This window comes from Rodentibacter sp. Ppn85 (genome assembly GCF_001999335.1).
GTDB lineage: Bacteria > Pseudomonadota > Gammaproteobacteria > Enterobacterales > Pasteurellaceae > Rodentibacter.
Genome location: NZ_MLHS01000035.1, coordinates 38,092 through 54,137, shown reverse-complemented (window position 1 = coordinate 54,137; position 16,046 = coordinate 38,092). Strand labels below are relative to the sequence as shown.

27 protein-coding genes are annotated in these 16,046 nt (G+C 46.5%); 23 read left to right on the top strand and 4 right to left on the bottom strand.

Annotated elements, in window-relative coordinates; translation table 11 throughout:
• Window position 1 precedes the first annotated feature (1 nt).
• The 3 genes from BKL51_RS06325 to BKL51_RS06315 are packed head-to-tail and all read right to left on the bottom strand — an operon-like array spanning window position 2 to window position 714.
• Entirely contained in the window at window positions 2-316 is a 315-nt protein-coding gene (locus BKL51_RS06325) for an IclR family transcriptional regulator (protein WP_077465886.1), read from the bottom strand.
• Window positions 317-328: 12 nt separating this feature from the next.
• Window positions 329-514 (bottom strand): hypothetical protein, encoded by a 186-nt coding sequence (locus tag BKL51_RS06320; RefSeq protein WP_077465885.1) that lies wholly within the window; start codon window positions 512-514, stop codon window positions 329-331.
• 8 nt (window positions 515-522) lie between these two features.
• A complete protein-coding gene (locus BKL51_RS06315; RefSeq protein ID WP_077465884.1) occupies window positions 523-714 on the bottom strand; it encodes a DNA-binding protein in 192 nt (63 codons plus the stop codon).
• A 90-nt stretch (window positions 715-804) separates the two neighbouring features.
• Here BKL51_RS06315 and BKL51_RS06310 point away from each other — a divergent pair, with 90 nt between their 5' ends.
• From BKL51_RS06310 to BKL51_RS06290, 5 genes are read left to right on the top strand one after another with little or no spacing between them, the layout of a single operon-like run.
• Window positions 805-1,170 (top strand): helix-turn-helix domain-containing protein, encoded by a 366-nt coding sequence (locus tag BKL51_RS06310; protein WP_077465883.1) that lies wholly within the window; start codon window positions 805-807, stop codon window positions 1,168-1,170.
• Window positions 1,171-1,185: 15 nt separating this feature from the next.
• On the top strand, window positions 1,186-1,422 hold the full coding sequence (locus BKL51_RS06305) for a hypothetical protein (RefSeq protein ID WP_077465882.1): 237 nt from the start codon (window positions 1,186-1,188) through the stop codon (window positions 1,420-1,422).
• Between the two features lie 36 nt (window positions 1,423-1,458).
• Window positions 1,459-1,971: an RIP homotypic interaction motif-containing protein gene (locus BKL51_RS06300; protein WP_077465881.1), complete on the top strand. Its 513-nt coding sequence runs from the start codon at window positions 1,459-1,461 to the stop codon at window positions 1,969-1,971.
• Window positions 1,972-1,994: 23 nt separating this feature from the next.
• Window positions 1,995-2,486 (top strand): hypothetical protein, encoded by a 492-nt coding sequence (locus BKL51_RS06295; RefSeq protein ID WP_077465880.1) that lies wholly within the window; start codon window positions 1,995-1,997, stop codon window positions 2,484-2,486.
• Window positions 2,487-2,530: 44 nt separating this feature from the next.
• Window positions 2,531-2,779: a hypothetical protein gene (locus tag BKL51_RS06290; protein ID WP_077465879.1), complete on the top strand. Its 249-nt coding sequence runs from the start codon at window positions 2,531-2,533 to the stop codon at window positions 2,777-2,779.
• Between the two features lie 2 nt (window positions 2,780-2,781).
• On the opposite strand, the gene BKL51_RS06285 is transcribed toward BKL51_RS06290, so the two are convergent.
• On the bottom strand, window positions 2,782-3,156 hold the full coding sequence (locus BKL51_RS06285; RefSeq protein ID WP_077465878.1) for a hypothetical protein: 375 nt from the start codon (window positions 3,154-3,156) through the stop codon (window positions 2,782-2,784).
• A 184-nt stretch (window positions 3,157-3,340) separates the two neighbouring features.
• On the opposite strand from BKL51_RS06285, the gene BKL51_RS06280 reads away from it, so the two are divergent.
• From BKL51_RS06280 to BKL51_RS06195, 18 genes are all read left to right on the top strand, one after another.
• Entirely contained in the window at window positions 3,341-3,709 is a 369-nt protein-coding gene (locus BKL51_RS06280) for a putative holin (protein ID WP_077465877.1), read from the top strand.
• Window positions 3,710-3,712: 3 nt separating this feature from the next.
• A complete protein-coding gene (locus BKL51_RS06275; protein WP_077465876.1) occupies window positions 3,713-4,315 on the top strand; it encodes a transglycosylase SLT domain-containing protein in 603 nt (200 codons plus the stop codon).
• The gene (locus BKL51_RS11950) at window positions 4,306-4,746 is read left to right on the top strand and encodes a hypothetical protein (RefSeq protein WP_198930114.1); all 441 of its coding nucleotides are present in this window, start codon (window positions 4,306-4,308) and stop codon (window positions 4,744-4,746) included. The genes BKL51_RS06275 and BKL51_RS11950 overlap by 10 nt, the downstream gene beginning before the upstream one ends.
• 102 nt (window positions 4,747-4,848) lie before the next feature.
• Window positions 4,849-5,196 carry a hypothetical protein gene (locus tag BKL51_RS06265; protein WP_077465875.1) on the top strand — a complete coding sequence of 116 codons (348 nt, stop codon included), beginning with the start codon at window positions 4,849-4,851 and terminating at the stop codon, window positions 5,194-5,196.
• Window positions 5,197-5,200: 4 nt separating this feature from the next.
• Entirely contained in the window at window positions 5,201-5,506 is a 306-nt protein-coding gene (locus BKL51_RS06260; protein WP_077465874.1) for a hypothetical protein, read from the top strand.
• A gap of 9 nt (window positions 5,507-5,515) precedes the next feature.
• Window positions 5,516-6,058 carry a DUF3486 family protein gene (locus tag BKL51_RS06255; RefSeq protein ID WP_077465873.1) on the top strand — a complete coding sequence of 181 codons (543 nt, stop codon included), beginning with the start codon at window positions 5,516-5,518 and terminating at the stop codon, window positions 6,056-6,058.
• Window positions 6,058-7,611 carry a terminase large subunit domain-containing protein gene (locus tag BKL51_RS06250; RefSeq protein WP_077465872.1) on the top strand — a complete coding sequence of 518 codons (1,554 nt, stop codon included), beginning with the start codon at window positions 6,058-6,060 and terminating at the stop codon, window positions 7,609-7,611. The genes BKL51_RS06255 and BKL51_RS06250 overlap by 1 nt, the downstream gene beginning before the upstream one ends.
• Before the next feature lie 2 nt (window positions 7,612-7,613).
• Window positions 7,614-9,116 carry a DUF935 domain-containing protein gene (locus BKL51_RS06245; RefSeq protein WP_077465871.1) on the top strand — a complete coding sequence of 501 codons (1,503 nt, stop codon included), beginning with the start codon at window positions 7,614-7,616 and terminating at the stop codon, window positions 9,114-9,116.
• Window positions 9,109-10,362 carry a PBECR2 nuclease fold domain-containing protein gene (locus tag BKL51_RS06240; RefSeq protein WP_077465870.1) on the top strand — a complete coding sequence of 418 codons (1,254 nt, stop codon included), beginning with the start codon at window positions 9,109-9,111 and terminating at the stop codon, window positions 10,360-10,362. The genes BKL51_RS06245 and BKL51_RS06240 overlap by 8 nt, the downstream gene beginning before the upstream one ends.
• 102 nt (window positions 10,363-10,464) lie before the next feature.
• Window positions 10,465-10,956 (top strand): phage virion morphogenesis protein, encoded by a 492-nt coding sequence (locus tag BKL51_RS06235; RefSeq protein WP_077465869.1) that lies wholly within the window; start codon window positions 10,465-10,467, stop codon window positions 10,954-10,956.
• Between the two features lie 224 nt (window positions 10,957-11,180).
• Window positions 11,181-12,209 carry a peptidase gene (locus BKL51_RS06230; protein ID WP_077465868.1) on the top strand — a complete coding sequence of 343 codons (1,029 nt, stop codon included), beginning with the start codon at window positions 11,181-11,183 and terminating at the stop codon, window positions 12,207-12,209.
• Complete coding sequence (locus tag BKL51_RS12075; RefSeq protein ID WP_077465867.1) at window positions 12,206-12,571, top strand: capsid cement protein; 366 nt, start codon at window positions 12,206-12,208, stop codon at window positions 12,569-12,571. The genes BKL51_RS06230 and BKL51_RS12075 overlap by 4 nt, the downstream gene beginning before the upstream one ends.
• Window positions 12,572-12,634: 63 nt before the next feature.
• Window positions 12,635-13,561 (top strand): phage capsid protein, encoded by a 927-nt coding sequence (locus BKL51_RS06220; protein ID WP_077465866.1) that lies wholly within the window; start codon window positions 12,635-12,637, stop codon window positions 13,559-13,561.
• Between the two features lie 9 nt (window positions 13,562-13,570).
• Window positions 13,571-14,077, top strand: coding sequence for a gp436 family protein (locus BKL51_RS06215; protein ID WP_077465865.1), 507 nt, complete (start codon window positions 13,571-13,573; stop codon window positions 14,075-14,077).
• Window positions 14,077-14,523 carry a hypothetical protein gene (locus tag BKL51_RS06210; RefSeq protein ID WP_077465864.1) on the top strand — a complete coding sequence of 149 codons (447 nt, stop codon included), beginning with the start codon at window positions 14,077-14,079 and terminating at the stop codon, window positions 14,521-14,523. The genes BKL51_RS06215 and BKL51_RS06210 overlap by 1 nt, the downstream gene beginning before the upstream one ends.
• Window positions 14,520-14,789 carry a hypothetical protein gene (locus BKL51_RS06205; protein WP_077465863.1) on the top strand — a complete coding sequence of 90 codons (270 nt, stop codon included), beginning with the start codon at window positions 14,520-14,522 and terminating at the stop codon, window positions 14,787-14,789. The genes BKL51_RS06210 and BKL51_RS06205 overlap by 4 nt, the downstream gene beginning before the upstream one ends.
• Window positions 14,790-15,536: a hypothetical protein gene (locus BKL51_RS06200; protein ID WP_077465862.1), complete on the top strand. Its 747-nt coding sequence runs from the start codon at window positions 14,790-14,792 to the stop codon at window positions 15,534-15,536.
• A 59-nt stretch (window positions 15,537-15,595) separates the two neighbouring features.
• Window positions 15,596-16,018: a DUF6631 family protein gene (locus tag BKL51_RS06195; RefSeq protein WP_077465861.1), complete on the top strand. Its 423-nt coding sequence runs from the start codon at window positions 15,596-15,598 to the stop codon at window positions 16,016-16,018.
• Window positions 16,019-16,046 lie beyond the last annotated feature (28 nt).

Genomic DNA, 16,046 nt, shown 5'->3' with positions numbered 1-16,046 from the left:
CTTAATTAAGTGCGCCGGCGGCAATACGTTGGTTTAATTGATGTACCCGGTCGATAGCCGAATTACATTCGTTTGAGTGTGCAGTGGCAATTTGTAGCACCTGAATACTTAACGCAAAGCGACCGTTATCCAGTTTGATGGCAAACCCCTCATCAATCAGTACCGCTAATGCGCGGGTGATGTTGACCGGGCTTTCATGTAACCGTTCGGCAATCTCGGTATTGCTTAACCCGCCAAGCGAATAACCTTTTAACGCTCGGATAACATTTAATACCCGTCGCGTGGCTTTGTTATCTGTACCTTTTAATTCGGTCATATTCACACCTCATTAATTAACTTTGGCTTGTAAACGTTTAACTTGATTAACCGGAATATTGTGTTTATCGGCGATTTGTTGTGTGTTTTGCTCACGGAACTTATTCAAAATCGCTTGGTTTTTAATGTCTTTGCGTTCGCGTCGTCTGTATTCGCGCGCCAAATACCAAGTGCAGAATTTAATCAGTAATCTTCTCATGTTTGCTCCTATGCGGCTTTTAAGCCGAGTTTAATCGCAATTTCTAAGGTTTTTCCCCGTTGTGCTTTGCTGGCGCCATTAAGCACCCGACTGACTACAACGTGGTTATATCCGTTATCTTTTGCCCATTGAGCAAAAGTTATTCCCTGCTTATAAAACTCCATGCGGACCTGATCAGGGGTTTTTGTTTCGGTAGTCATTTTTTTTGCTCCTGTTGTTAGATATAATTTATCTTAAGTTGCGTCAATATTATATTCAATTGGGAACAATTACAAGGAAAATTTATTCATATGAATATAAAAAATAGGCTTAAAGAAGCTTTCCTATCTAAGTCATTGAAAATAGTAGAAGTTTCTAGAATGTCAGATATACCATATAGCTCGCTTCAGAACTATTTAAGAGGAGAAAGAGAGCCTAACGTAGATACTTTAGTTAAGTTATCTATTCATTTGGGTATAAATTTGAATTGGTTACTTACTGGGAAGGGAACTATGTTTGTTGAAATGTCGAATAGCCCTGTTACCGCTCAGAATAAACAAGAAGCTGAATTATTAGAGGATTATCGCGAAAGCAATGAACAAGGAAAAGATGCTATTGAACGGACTGCCAAGGCGTTGGCGAACGCGGCGGCACTTGAGAATCTTAAAGTAGGCTAATCAACGGAGAACATCATGCAAACCTTAACCGACCAAGAACAGTTATTAATTGATGTGGCATCCGAGGCGTTATTACTTGATATTTTCGCTCAAGCACTGGCATTTTCCACACTCCCTGTCGAAACCCGCCACGAAAAAATGCAGCAAATCCGCGCTATGCCTTTTGCCGAAAGATGCGGGTATTTAACCGACCTGTTAAAAGATGTCTATTCAATGGGGTTTGATACAGCAAGAATGGGAAAATGTAATTGAAACAACTAAATAAAAATCAGTAAATAGGAGAAAATAATGTTGGGTATATTAAATAAAATGAAAGAAGATTTTTATGTTCGAAAGCAAGATGGTTCTACGAAAGGCCCCTATCAGGCATCTTTTACTGGGACTGTTATTATTGTTTCAGATATTAAAGCGGATATACAGGAAGGTGACGTTATCATTCGTAAGTTACCTAACGGCAACGATGATCGCTATTATATTACAGAGGTAACTTGTTACTCTCAACAGTTTGGAAGTATTCCGCCACATTATCAAGTGAAATTTACTAAAACACCTCCTTCACCGCAACCAGAAAGAAGTATACAGAATATAAGTTTTCATGGCTCCCAATCAGTTCAGATTGGTGATCATAATGTTCAGCATATTACAAATACGTTTAATGAATTGATCCAAAAGATAAATTCATCATCAGCTTCTGAATCAGAAAAGCAAGAAGCTAAATCCTTGCTTAATCAATTTTTAACACATCCGTTAGTTGTGTCTATTTTAGGATCGGCTGTTGGTGCAGGTATTGGTTTGTTATAAAAATTTAAGTATTCGGAGAAAATATGTTTAAAGAAACGATAGAAACTGCCAAAACTATCAAAGAGGCATGGGATAAAACTAAGCAGCTAGAAGACAATTTAAACCATTTGCGGGAATTAAACGAAACCAGCGCTAAAACGTTGGAAATAGCCAAGATGACTATTGAGCTTCAACAACTGGTTACATCGTTACAGCTCGATTTACGAACGTTGAAATTCAATCATCGAGACTTGGAAGAGAAAATTCGACAATATGAAAAGTTTGAAATGGAGAAAGACAAGTATTCGCCATATCAATTTTCCAGTGGTGCTGTGGTTTATCGCCCAAACCAACCCGTAGATAATTCGGATGGGAATGCGCTTAACTATTATTTATGTGCTCATTGTTATGAGCAAAGCAAGAGGTCGATACTTCAACCTGCCGGAATAACAAATGGGCACCATTCAATGAAATGTAACAATTGTTCATCAATTGTGTTATATAAACCAGTTAAATCAAGTTATTGGTCTATTTAATGCTCAGTAATAGATTAATTATGTTTATTAAGAAGGAGAAACTCATGGTAGACCTAGAAGAAATTATTATTACAGAAATGGAAAAACACTATCCAAATGCTGTATCAGTCCAAGAATTTTGGGCGAAACTTGAGGAAACCTATGGTGAGTTTGAGTTAAATAATGTGGTGATGGGGTTGTATAAGCGCGGCGTGATTGGGTTTATGCCGTACCACAAAAAAAGCTCACCGACAGAGCCGCCGGTAAGCCCTTATAAAATCGTTCATCGTGCGATGACGCTTAGAAAACGCTAAAATCATTCTTCTCGCCCGGTAAGGCACGCATAGGTCTCCGCTTGCTGGGCAAACACACCTTGTAACATCACATCGACACCAACCAATCTGCCGGCATTCCAGAAATGGAGAAAGGCGGCGGAATCCCAGTAAACACTTTCCGGCATAGCGACGATCCACTCCTCTTCGATTTCACATGCCGCAATTTCTTCAGCGCTCGTCGCATAAATAAACTCGCCATCAATAGGCTGTTCTTTGGCTTTTCGTGCGTAAATATAACGGTCACCGCTTTGTTGTAGCGGAATCAGGAAAGCGTCGCCGTAATCTTCGGCTGTTACCAAACAATAGCCTGTTGGTGTAATAATAACCTTAGCGATGTTGATTGATTTAAGCTTCATTATTTCTCCCTGTTTTTCGATATTCGGTAATGGCGGCAGGTCGTAGGACTTGCCGCATCGTGCAAATCATAACCAAACCCTACCGCACTTTATTCTAGCCGCGTCCAAAATACTTACCCACAGATAATAGCTACACTCAAAAAAGCCTGAATCAACCAATTAATTTTTAACGAAGGAGTATGTTATGAAAGGCTTTTTTAACGCATTAAAACAAGGTCGCCTGTTATCTTGGGTCGTTTCCGCACTGGTTTTACTGATCATTATTGGTTTAACCTCGCCACAACAGGTGCCGGTGGTACTGTATAAGCTTTCCCTGGTATCCATTGCTGCCATTATTGGCTACCACCTCGACCGTGCACTATTTCCTTATGCCAGCCCGGGCAGTTATTTGCAAATTAATTGGAAACAATACCTGAAAAATCAAAATCAATCGGAACATGCCGGACCGGAATATCCTGTTCACAAAGGCTACGAACTCATTTTTGCGCTCGTGGTGCTGCGCCGCGCGCTCATTGTCGGTGCAGTCATGTTGGGTGTGACATTGGGGCTTTAAATTATGCGATTTATCCATCGTTTATTCGTTGCCATTACGTTGCTTTGTCCGCTTGCAGTGCAATCCATACCGCAGGCTGCCAAACCTTATCAGCGTGAGTTGATCCGCAACAGTCATGCCGTTTGGGGCCTGAAAGCCCCAATAGCCCTGTTTGCCGCACAAATTCACCAAGAGTCTCAATGGGATATTCGGGCCGTCTCGCCCGTTGGTGCGCGGGGATTGGCGCAGTTTATGCCGTCAACTGCCCGTTGGATAAGTGGACTTTATCCCGAACTTGCGGATAACCAACCTTACAATCCCAGCTGGGCGTTGCGTGCCTTAGTGCGCTACGACTACTGGCTTTATCAGCGTGTTTCTGCGCATACTGAGTGTAGTCGTGTGGCGTTTATGTTGTCGGCTTATAACGGCGGATTGGGTTGGGTACAAAAGGATAAACGCAAAGCCAGAACGCAAGGGATTGACCCGTTGACCTATTGGAAGGGGGTAGAACTCGTCAATAGCGGGCGCAGTCGCGCCAATTTCACCGAAAATCGTGGTTATCCGAAACGGATTATTTACCACTGGCAGCCACTTTATCAAACCTGGGGACCATCGGTATGTTTATAAAATATTTAACCGGCCTGTTTGGTAAAGAGATTGGTAAAACCCTGATTAACGGACTGCTTATTGCCGCAATTTCTATCTGGGGCTATTACCGGGCGTATCACAGCGGTTACCAATCTGCCAAGCTTGAGTTTGAAATCATCAAAAACCAAGTGGTACAAGCACAATTACTTGAGCTGGACAAACAAATTAAGCAAGCAAACCAAGCGAATTTAACCCTGACGGAAAATTTGAGGTACTACCAACAACTGGGAGACAAAACCACTGATGAATTACAAAAAATTCTGGCAAAAACAAGCGCTTTGCGTGCTACTTGCCGTTTTGATACTGACAGCATGCACAGCCTCAACACAGCCCGTCAACGTGCGACAACCTCCGCTACCGGCGGTATTACAGACCGCGTGTCCACCGCCGGTAAGCCTTCCGGCCAATAACGCAGAGGCAGTATTTATCGCACTCAAACAAATGTATGACTTATATGGCGAATGTGCGGGTAAACATATTGAATTAATTAAAACAATAAGTAAGGAAAATTTATGATTGAAATCAGCGGGTGGCAGGTTGTCACTTATTTTGTGGGGTTGATCATTACCATTATTGGTATGCTGATAGGCTTCGGTAAAATTTTACTGGCGCAGTTTGAATCAAAACTCAACGAAAAATTCAAATTCAGCGAAGAGCGTTACCGTCGATTACATGACGACATTAAAGCCGCCAAAGAGTTATCCGAAGCCGCCAATAAAACCGTGACGGAGCTTAAAATCAGTATGCCGAACGATTATCAGCGACGCGAAGATGCTATCCGCAGCGAAACCGTCAATTCAGCACGTTTTGACGCAATTAACGCCAAGTTAGATCAGGTGATCTTGATGAACGGGAAGTAACACTATGATTAATTTTGAACAAAATAAAAAAGAACATATTCGCTGGTTGATTTTACTCACGCTCGACCACGCCCGCCCTATCGGTGCGCCGGAAAGTCTGCTGTTATCCACTATCCAAACCGTACCGATTCAACTGACAATGATTGAGTTACGTCGAGAGTTGGATTATTTACAGGATAAGGGATTGGTTGAAATCAAGGGACGTGATACCGCCCGTTGGCATGCAAAACTCACCAGCGCCGGTGTAGATATCGTGGAATATACCACACCTGTCGGTCAAGGTATCGCCCGTCCGGAAAAATACTGGTAGGGAGTTATTATGCCAAAACGTTCAACTGTCAAACAATTGCCAAAAGCGGTTAAAGATTGGCTGGATGCGGCATTGGTCGAAAGTAATTTTAGCGGCTATCGTGAATTAGAAGAAGCGCTGAAAAAACGTGGGTATGATATTTCAAAAAGTGCGGTGCATCGCTATGGTCAAAAGTTAGAGCAACGTCTTGCTTCGATTAAAGCCAGTACGGAAGCTGCTAAAGTGATTTCTGAAAACATCAGTAACGAGAAAGGTGCGCAAAGCGATGCGATTTTAGAGATGATCCAAAGCGAAGTGTTCCAGGCGTTAATGAGTTTGGAAGAAATCAAGGAAGAGGACGACCCGATGAAACGCCTTACCGCGTTATCGTTTGTGGGGAAAAACATCAGCCCACTTATTGGTGCCAGTATTAATCTGAAAAAATATCAAGCTGAAATCAAAGCCCGTGCCGAAGCCGCCGCGAAGGAAGTGGAAACCTTGGTTAAGAAAGGCGGTTTAAGTGCGGATACGGCAGACCAAATACGTCAACAAATTTTGGGGATCACCGCGTAATGGAAAATACCACTGAAACTGCCCGCACGCCCGCCGTATTGTTACCGTATCAGCAAAAGTGGTGCGCTGATACGACCGCCGTTAAAGTCTGCGAAAAATCCCGTCGTATCGGTCTATCCTGGGGCGAAGCTGCCGACACCGCACTATTGGCGGCGTCTCAACAAGGCATGGACTCATGGTATATCGGCTATAACAAAGAAATGGCATTAGAGTTTATCCGCGACTGCGGCAACTGGGCGAAAGCCTACGGTTTGGCAGCGGGCGAAATCGAAGAAACCGAGGAAATTTTTAAAGAAGGCGACGAAGAAAAAGCCATTCTGGCTTACATCATCCGTTTTGCCAGTGGTTGGCGAATTACTGCACTGTCTTCCAGACCTTCAAACTTGCGCGGTAAACAAGGGCGCGTCATCATTGATGAAGCCGCGTTCCACGACGACCTAGAGGAGTTGATGAAAGCCGCAATGGCGCTCTTAATGTGGGGTGGTCAGGTGCATATTATCAGCACCCACAACGGTGTCGATAATCCGTTTAACGAGTTGATAAGCGACGTCAAAGCGGGGAAAAAACCTTATAGCCTACACACCATTCCTTTCGATAAAGCTATCCAAGATGGGCTTTATCAGCGCATTTGTTTACGTTTAGGACGTGAATGGACGAAAGCAAGCGAAGATGCCTGGGTAGCTGAAATCCGTGCTTCTTACGGTGACGCCGCCTCCGAAGAGTTGGATTGTATCCCGCGCAACTCGGGCGGTGCATGGCTTACCCGCGCGCTCATTGAAAGCCGCATGAGCAAAGATACGCCGCTTATCCGCTTAACCAAAAAAGACGAATTCAGCCTTGTTGACGAACCCGTGCGCTATGCTGAAATCGAAGCATGGTGCGAAGAGAACCTGTTGCCGGTGTTGCAGGCATTGCCGAACGGGCAACGCAGCTATATCGGCGAGGACTTTGCGCGCAGCGGAGACTTATCGGTGATTTGCGTAGGACAGGAACAGCTCGATTTAACACTGAAAGAAGTGTTGGTGCTGGAAATGTCAAAAATCCCGTTTAAGCAACAAGAACAGATTTATTACTACATCGCCGACCGCCTACCACGCTTTTCCAAAGCCGCGAATGATGGACGGGGCAATGGGCAATTCTTATCGGAAGCGGCATTTGACCGTTATGGACAGGTCGTGGAATCGGTGATGTTAAGCGAATCATGGTACGCCCAACATGCGCCACCGTTTAAAGCGGCACTCGAAGACGGTACTTTTCACTGTATTCCGCATCACGCCGATATGCTGGACGACTTGCGCGCATTCCAGGTGGTAAAAGGCGTGCCACGAATTCCGGATAAACGAACTCAAGGTAATAATGGCACCCAACGACACGGCGATGCAGGCATAGCCAAACTCCTGCTCTATTACGCCTATCGCACCGACGAAGGTTTTGAAATTGATTTTAAAGCCGGGCAGCGTCGTACTACGGCAGATTTATTCGGGACAAGTAGCTCATTTTCCACACGTGGCTTTGGCACGGTACGCGGACATAATAATTTTAGAGGATTTTAATGATGGGGTTTAAAGATTGGTTCAAAAGCAAAAATAAAAAACCGGAAACCAACCGTGAAATCGCCACAACCGGCGACGGACAGGATATTACCAAAGGTTATGTTGGGGCATTGGCGCAACCGGAAGATGGCGTATTACGCGGACGCGGTAACGGTGACCTGTCGCTGTATGGGAATGTATTAAGCGATGAAGAAGTTAAACGCACCCTTACTCAACGCCAAGATGCATTGATTGCCCGCGAATGGACGGTAGAGCCTGCAAGCGACGAACCGCAGGATGTAGAAGCAGCGGACTTTATCCGCGATTGGGTGGCTGAAATTGGTTTTGACCGCATTACTAAACTCATGCACTACGGTATTTTTTACGGCTATGCAGTGGCAGAATTAATTTATCGAGTGAATGATAACGGCAAGTATGTCGCAGATATCAAAGTGCGCAACCGTCGCCGTTTCCGCTTTACGCCAAAGGGCGAATTGCGCTTACTTACCCGTACAAACCAAACCGAGGGGATTGAATGCCCGGCACCGTATTTTTGGTGTTTTTGCACTGGTGCCGACCATGACGACGAACCCTATGGTATTGGTCTTGCTCATTGGTTGTATTGGTTAAGTTATTTTAAGCGTAACGGCGTGAAATTTTGGCTGATTTTTTTGGAGAAATTTGGTATGCCGACGGTGTTGGGTCGCTACGGCAAGAATGCCAGCGAAGCCGACCAAAAAAGACTGTTGGAGGCGGTAGAATCTATCCAATCCGACAGCGGCATTGTGATACCGTTAGATATGCCCATTGAGCTGTTAAGTCAGGGGCGCACCGGTAACGGCTCCTACAAAGAGTTGTTTGATACGATGAATGAAGGTATCCAGCGCGTGGTGCTCGGGCAAACCTCCTCATCAGGTGGCACGGCAGGACGTTTAGGAAATGATGATTTACAGGAAAAAGTGCTGGAATCTATCATCAAAGCGGACTCTGACGTGATTTGTGAATCTTTTAACCGCGGTCCGGTGACATGGTTGACTCAAATGAATTTTGCCAATGCACGCCCACCCCGCGTGTTTAGAGTGTTTGATGAGGCGGAGGACTTAACGCAAAAAGCCAACCGCGACAAAGTCATTTTTGAAACCACTGGCTATCGCCCGACCTTGGGACAAATTCAGGCATCTTACGGTGGTGACTGGGAGAAAGCGGAAGGGTCGAATAATGATGATCCGGCACCCAATAAGCCGGTCACGAAAACGGCGGACTTTGCGGACACGGTGGAAAAAGACATCCCTGCGCACATGGTTGACCAGCTCGACGGCAATCTTGCCCCGGTAATTGATGACTGGGTGGGCAAAGTGCGCGCGTTGGCCGAACGTGTAGAATCGCTTGAACAATTGCGCGATGAATTGCTGACAATCCTGCCGGAGATGAGCCTTGAACAATATTCCGCTGCCATGGCGATTGCACTTAATGCGGCCAATTTAAGCGGACGTGAATCGGTCGTAAGCGAGGCGGGCAATGAGTAAAGTGGCGTATGGGCGTGTGCCGTTTAATGAGCAGATTGAGTTCTATAAGCGCAAAATTCCGACCCCTACTGCCACATGGACGGATATTTACAACGCCGAGCATGATTACGCGGCAGTCGTTGCCGGTGCCAATCGGCGCGAAATCATCGAAGATTTTGCAAACAGTATTCAGGATTTTATTAAAAATGGCAAAACCCTGGAAGATTTTCGCAAGGATTTTGACAATATCGTCGCGAAACACGGCTGGGATTATCACGGCGGGCGCAACTGGCGCAGTCGTATTATTTACGAAACCAATCTGCGCTCCAGTTATCAGGCGGGCAGATATACCCAATTGCAGGAGCTCAAAGAGGTCATGCCGTACTGGGAATACGTCCACAGCGACGCCGTCAGCCACCCGCGCATTGAGCACCTGCACTGGGACGGCTTGATTTTACGCCATGACGACCCGTGGTGGCAAACCCACTTCCCGATCAACGCTTGGGGTTGTCAATGTACCGTTATCGGACGCAGTCAAGAATACATGGACCGCAACGGACTCAAAGTAGATAAAGCGCCGAATATCGAATGGGAAGAACGTCTTATCGGCGCGCGCGGGTTGAATCCGCGCATTGTGCAAGTGCCAAAAGGTATCGACCCCGGCTTTGAGCACATACCGGGCGCATCACGCTTAAACAGTCAAACCCTACCGCCGTTAGACGACGGCGGACAACCGCGCCGCGTAGCGTTTTATCCGCACCGTAGTGATACGCCAATTCCAATGCCGTCGCCGCGCAAAGTCTCCGCCGGGTTATTGTTGCCGGAAGGTAAAGAGGACGGATTTTATATCAATGCATTTTTATCCGAATTCGGCGCCACCGCAGAAAAACCCGCGATATTTAAAGACGTGCTGGGTGAAAGCCTGGTAATTAGTGATGCCCTGTTTACCTCGCGCAGTGGTCACTCCAAACTTAAAAAGCGCGGGCGCGAGGTGTATTTGAAGATTTTAGCTATGGCGCTGAAGTCGCCCGATGAAATCTGGACGCGTGCCGAATATCATCACTACTTGAAACTGCTAACCGTGCGCCGTCGTTATATCGCCCGCTTTGAATTAGACAGCGACGGACATAATGTGCCGGCATTGGCGGTGTTTGATGTTGGGCGTGACGGCTGGGAAGGAACGACGATATTTGCGCCGGACAAAGAAGAATACTTAGAGCAGGTGCGCACCGGTGTGATGTTATATTACCGGGATGATGAAGGCTAAAAAACTCACCCGCCGCCACAGGTGAGTTCTCGCCGGGTGTGGGATTGGAGGTCCTGGCGGGGACTGCCCACCCGATGCGTTGAAATCAATATAGGACAAAATATGACCGCAGTCAACATCGAATTAGATATTAAAACGCTTAGTCGCATACTGGATAAAGCGGTGGCACGCTTAAGTCGCCCCAAGCTGATGTTTGCCGAAATGGGCGAAGAATTACTGGCGATCCATTTTGCCCGCTTTACCGCCCAACAAGCCCCCGATGGTACGCCGTGGACACCACTTAAAGATTGGTATCGCGAGAGCAAAAAGAAAAACGCTGACAAAATTTTAACCCTCGACGGGCATTTGAGCGGTACACTGCGCTACCAGGCAAGCGATACTGGAGTGGTCTTCGGCAGCGACCGACCTTATGCCGCCATCCATCAATTCGGTGGAACGGTCACTGCAAAAAATGCCAAGGCATTAAACGTACAGGGACGCCCGGTAAAAAGTGTCACTATCCCGGCACGCCCATGGCTCGGTTTGTCGGCAGACGATGAACAGCGATTACTGGAAATTGCCCGTAAACACCTGAAAAACGAATTTAACGCCTAAAGGCGCACCCTGGCATTTTTATCTGTTTTTCGATACATTGTTGCTTAAATAGTTTTTTGGGTGTTTATAAACGTTTATAAACGCCTAAAATGCGCAAAATAAGATATTATCCCATCGCATTTTATCCACTTCTTTACTTAACACATTCTAGACGCGTCCAAAATACATTTTTTTTCCTACTCGTCATACTGGCTCCATTGAATTAACCGGAGCAACATTTCAACATGACATTAACCAAAATGCCGATTATGAAATTAGGCACTCATACGGCGATGGACGGGCGTGATATCTCCTTTACGGCGGACATGCTCAATGATATTGCCGACAGTTACGACCCGCAATTAGCCGAATCACCGATTGTTATCGGTCACCCAAGTCTTACCGCCCCGGCTTACGGTTGGGTGAAACAAACCAGCGTGGAGGACGGCACACTTTACGTCCACGTGGGACAGGTTGATGCAGCCTTTGCCGAGGCGGTAAACAGCGGACGCTATAAAAAGCGCAGTGCATCCATTTTTTTGCCGGAAACGCCCGGCAATCCGAAACCCGGTCATTATTATTTACGTCATGTCGGCTTTTTGGGCGCCGTACCGCCCGCCGTGAAAGGCTTGGCAGACGTAAACTTTGCCGAAAGCCAAGGCGGTGAAAATGCGTTTGCCGACTTTGCTTTTGACGAATCCGACTCTGATCACCCCAAACCACAGGAGAAAACCATGACAGAAGCAGAACAACAAGCCGCGATTGAAGCCGCCGCCGCAAAACTGGCAGCCGACGAAGTGGCGAAGAAAGAAGCTGATTTTGCCGCACGTGAAGCCGCTATTGCCGACCGCGAGAGCAAAGTCAAAGCTGCCGAGGAAGAAAAAGCCAAAGCGGAAGCCGAAAAGCAGAAAAAAGAAGCCACCGATTTTGCCGACAGCCTTGTAAAAGCGGGTAAATTATTGCCGGCACATAAAGCAGGATTAGTTGAAGTGATGGTGCAACTGGGCAATGCCCCAGTGTCGTTTTCCGACGGCTCACAAACCGTCTCCAAATCGTCTATTGACGTATTAAAAGACGTACTTAACACCAAACCGGTCGATTTTTCGGAAAAATCCGGCGAAGAAGGTGAAAAAGACAAAGACGCGGTGGATTTTGCCGATGGTGCGTCTATCGCTAAAGCGGCGACCGCCTATCAAGCGGAACAAGCGAAAGCGGGCGTTGAAATCTCAATGACCGATGCCGTCAATCATATTATGCAAGGAGCGAAAAAATAACCCAAACCCCTGAATTAACCGTTGCTTACATTACCGAAGGCAAAATCGAAGGTTATCACATTGTCTGCCACGGTGAAGAAAAAGAAGGCGCTAAACAGGCCACTGCTGCGACGGATAAATTATTAGGCATCGCGACTCGCGTGCCGAAAGAGCCTGGCGAACATGTTGATGTTGTGCGCTCCGGCTTATATCCGGTGATGTACGGTGCCGACATTAAGCGCGGTGATTGCTTAACCGCCGATGCACAAGGTCGTGCAGTAAAAGCCACGGCTAAACAAGCCTACATCGGTTTTGCGGAAGAAGATGGCGGTGAAGGCGATTTAGGCTCGCTTTTCATCGTACCGGGTTTTGCCGCTGAATAAGGCGTTAATGAAACTTAAGCGAAAACTGTAATTAATTTTCACCTATTGAAAAAAGGATCAAAAATGAGTAAAGCAAATTTCCCTGTCAATCCGGCACTAACCGCGATTGCGATTGCATATCGTAACCGCCGCATGATTGCCGACGAAGTGTTACCACGTACTACCGTGGCAAAACAGGAGTTTAAATATCTAAAACATGATTTAGGCGAAGGTTTTACCGTGCCTAAAACCATTGTCGGTCGTACATCCCGCCCGAACCAGGTGGAATTCAGTGCCACCGAATTGACCGCGTCCACCGAAGACCATGCATTAGACGCACCGGTGCCGTTGGTTGATGTTAAAAATGCACCGCCAAATTATGACCCGGACGGTCGTGCAGTGGAACAAACCATCAATTTGATTGATTTGGCGCGAGAAGTGCGCACAGCGGGCCTGGTGTTTAACAAAAAATCCTACGCCAGCGGTTTAAGCAAAACTTTAAGCGGCAATGACCAATGGACACATGATGATTCTGATCCGATTAAGCAATTATTGGAAGCACTGGATACGCCGATTATGCGTCCGAATATCATGATTTTGGGACAAAAAGCGGCTACGGCATTACGCACCAACAAAAAAATCATCAAAGCCTACAACGGTACCTTGGGCGATAGTGGTTTAGTGCCGTTAGCGTTCCTACGTGAGTTATTTGAGTTGGATAATATCTTGGTTGGTCAGACCTTGGTGAATACCGTCAACCAAGCCAAGAAACCTGTGCTTGCCAAAGCCTGGGGCGGTCACTGCTCATTGATTTATCGTGACGTATTAGCCGATACCCAACACGGCACTACATTCGGTTTAACCGCCCAATTCGGTACCCGTGAAGTGCGCACAATCTTCGACGAAGACATTGGCTATCGTGGCGGCAACCGTCACCGCGTGGGCGAATCTGTCAAAGAGTTGATTACTGCACAAGACCTCGGTTTCTTCTTAGAAAACGTTATCGCATAAGGTCGTCACATGTATATCAGCCTGCAACAATTAAGTGAAAAACCTGGCGTGATGGAACTGGCGCAAGTTACTGCGCAGGTGGGGCAACCCCCTGCCGACTGGCGTGTTATCGACAAAATCATTGACGGTGAGGATACTTCCGGCGTGCAACCGGAAACCCTCGAAAAAGCACAGCAGGCAATCGCCCGCATCGAAGAAGTGATTGCAGACGCCTCGGCGTTAATTGACGGTTATTTACGTCAGCGCGGCTATAAGCTGCCGTTTAAGCAAACACCGCGTATTTTGACGACTTGGGCGCGTGCAATTGTTCGCTACTCTCTTCATCAACATTTGATATCCGAAGAGAAAAATAGTCCGATTGTACGTGACTATCGCGATGCCTTGAAATTGTTGCAACTGGTTGCTGAAGGTAAATTTTCTTTAGGAATGGAAGATGAGCTTGTACCTGCTTCCGGCTTTCCGAAATTTACCAAGCGCGACCGCGTGTTTACCGCCGAAACTTTGAAGGATTACTAATGCAATACGGTCCCTTTGACTTAAAGCATGTGATTGAACAGCTCAAACCACTACAACCGGAATACATTCATACGTTGGGTTCGACCGCGGAATATCGATCAATCACGGAATTAAGCCTTGCCGGTTTACCGACACCGGCAGTATTTGTGGTACCTAATGGCGAAATCGGAACGCTTAATGATATTTCGGTACGTCAGATGGTCACCGTGAGCTTTTCGGTCATCGTAATTGTTCAGTCATATCAGTACAACATCGAAACACCGCATTTGAACGTGAGTAATCCGGTTATCGGCAAAATCCGGGAACAGCTGATGGGCTGGCGTCCACCGCTACCGGGCGCAAAAGAAACCTTTTTTGTACGCGGTGATGTAGTGGATTACAGCAACGCTTACCTGGTCTGGATGGAGACCTATCAAACCAAAATTATCATGGGGAGAAACCGATGAAGCAAATTAAATTAAACCAATCGCACGTCCACGCAGGTGTCGGCTACTCGGCGGGTGATGTGATTGACGTAACCGACGCCGACGCGGCGTATCTCATCCGGCATCAAATCGGCACGGCAGTTAAAAGTGCGGATGAAAATACTGGCAAAACCGGCATAGCGGAACAACAACCGCCCACAGCCGAACAAACCGAAAACTCCGGCATCAATGCCGACACAGTGCCGTTAAACGGCGAAACTAACGAATCCGAACAAGGAGAACAATAAATGGCACACGTTGAAACATATTCTTACGGTCAGGGCAAGCTTTATCTTGCTGTGCGTGACGCAATGGGCAACATCGGCGCGCAACGCTGGGTAGGTGATGTGTCCGAGCTATCCATTTCATTAAGTGTGGAAAGTTTTGAACACACCGAATCCTATTCCGGCGCGCGTCAAAAAGTGCGCAAAATTATCACTGGGAAATCTGGCGAAATATCCGCTAAATTTCACGAATTAAGCGTTGAAAATTTGAGTTTGACCCTGTTGGGTAGCGCCTCAAAAAAAGAAGCGGCGAGCGTCTCCGGCGAGGCGCTACCGAAAGAAATCAAAGCGGGTGATCGTATCACTTTGGCACATCAAGATGTGAGCGAAGTCAAAATCGGGTCTCTGGTTGAGGGTACGGATTACAGCGTTGATCCAATTTTCGGTGCAGTGGAATTTTTGAAAGACATTCAGAATAACACCGACACAGTGGCATACAAGCACGGCGCTTCAGAAAGTGTGGCAATGCTTACCGAAAATCCACAGGATCTTTTCTTGCGTTTTGAAGGGATGAACTTAGCGGAGCTGAACGAATGGACGGTTGTTGAGCTTTATAAAGTTAATTTTAACCCGACGGAAGCCCTAAATCTGATTAATAACGATAACTCATTAGATGCGTTATCTACTAAAGCCCAGGTGCTTGCTGACACTACTAAGGTCGGTGATAAAGCGCTCGGCCGCTTTGGTCGCGTGATTAAAATCCGCAAATAAATTCATTCCCTAGGGAATACCTGGGGAATTCCACGCAAAAGTAAAATTAAGGCATAAAAATGAACACTCCGGCTCCTTCTGAACTTGACATTCTCTACCCTAATCGCGACATCACCGTCGGTGGTGAAACGGTGACCGTGAAAGAATACACGCTCCTTCAGCAAATGCAACACCATGCAAAATTCACGCCGTTTGTTGCCGGTCTGCGGGCAATTCTTGGGGACGGGTCACCAGATGACATCAAGTTTGAACAGATTATGCAAGCGTTAAGCGACAACTACCACGACATCATTGAGCTGGTCGCCATATCAACAGGTAAAACCCCGGCGTTCATTGCCAATCTTGAGGCAAAAGAGGGCGAAGATTTGATTTTGTTGTGGTGGGCGGTCAACAGTGATTTTTTTACCCGAAAAGCGGTACAACCGCTCATCGAAAAACTGGCAAAGACCAATGCAGAGAAACTGATTGGGGCGAACTTATAGAGCATCTTATCGCAAACGGTCATCAATT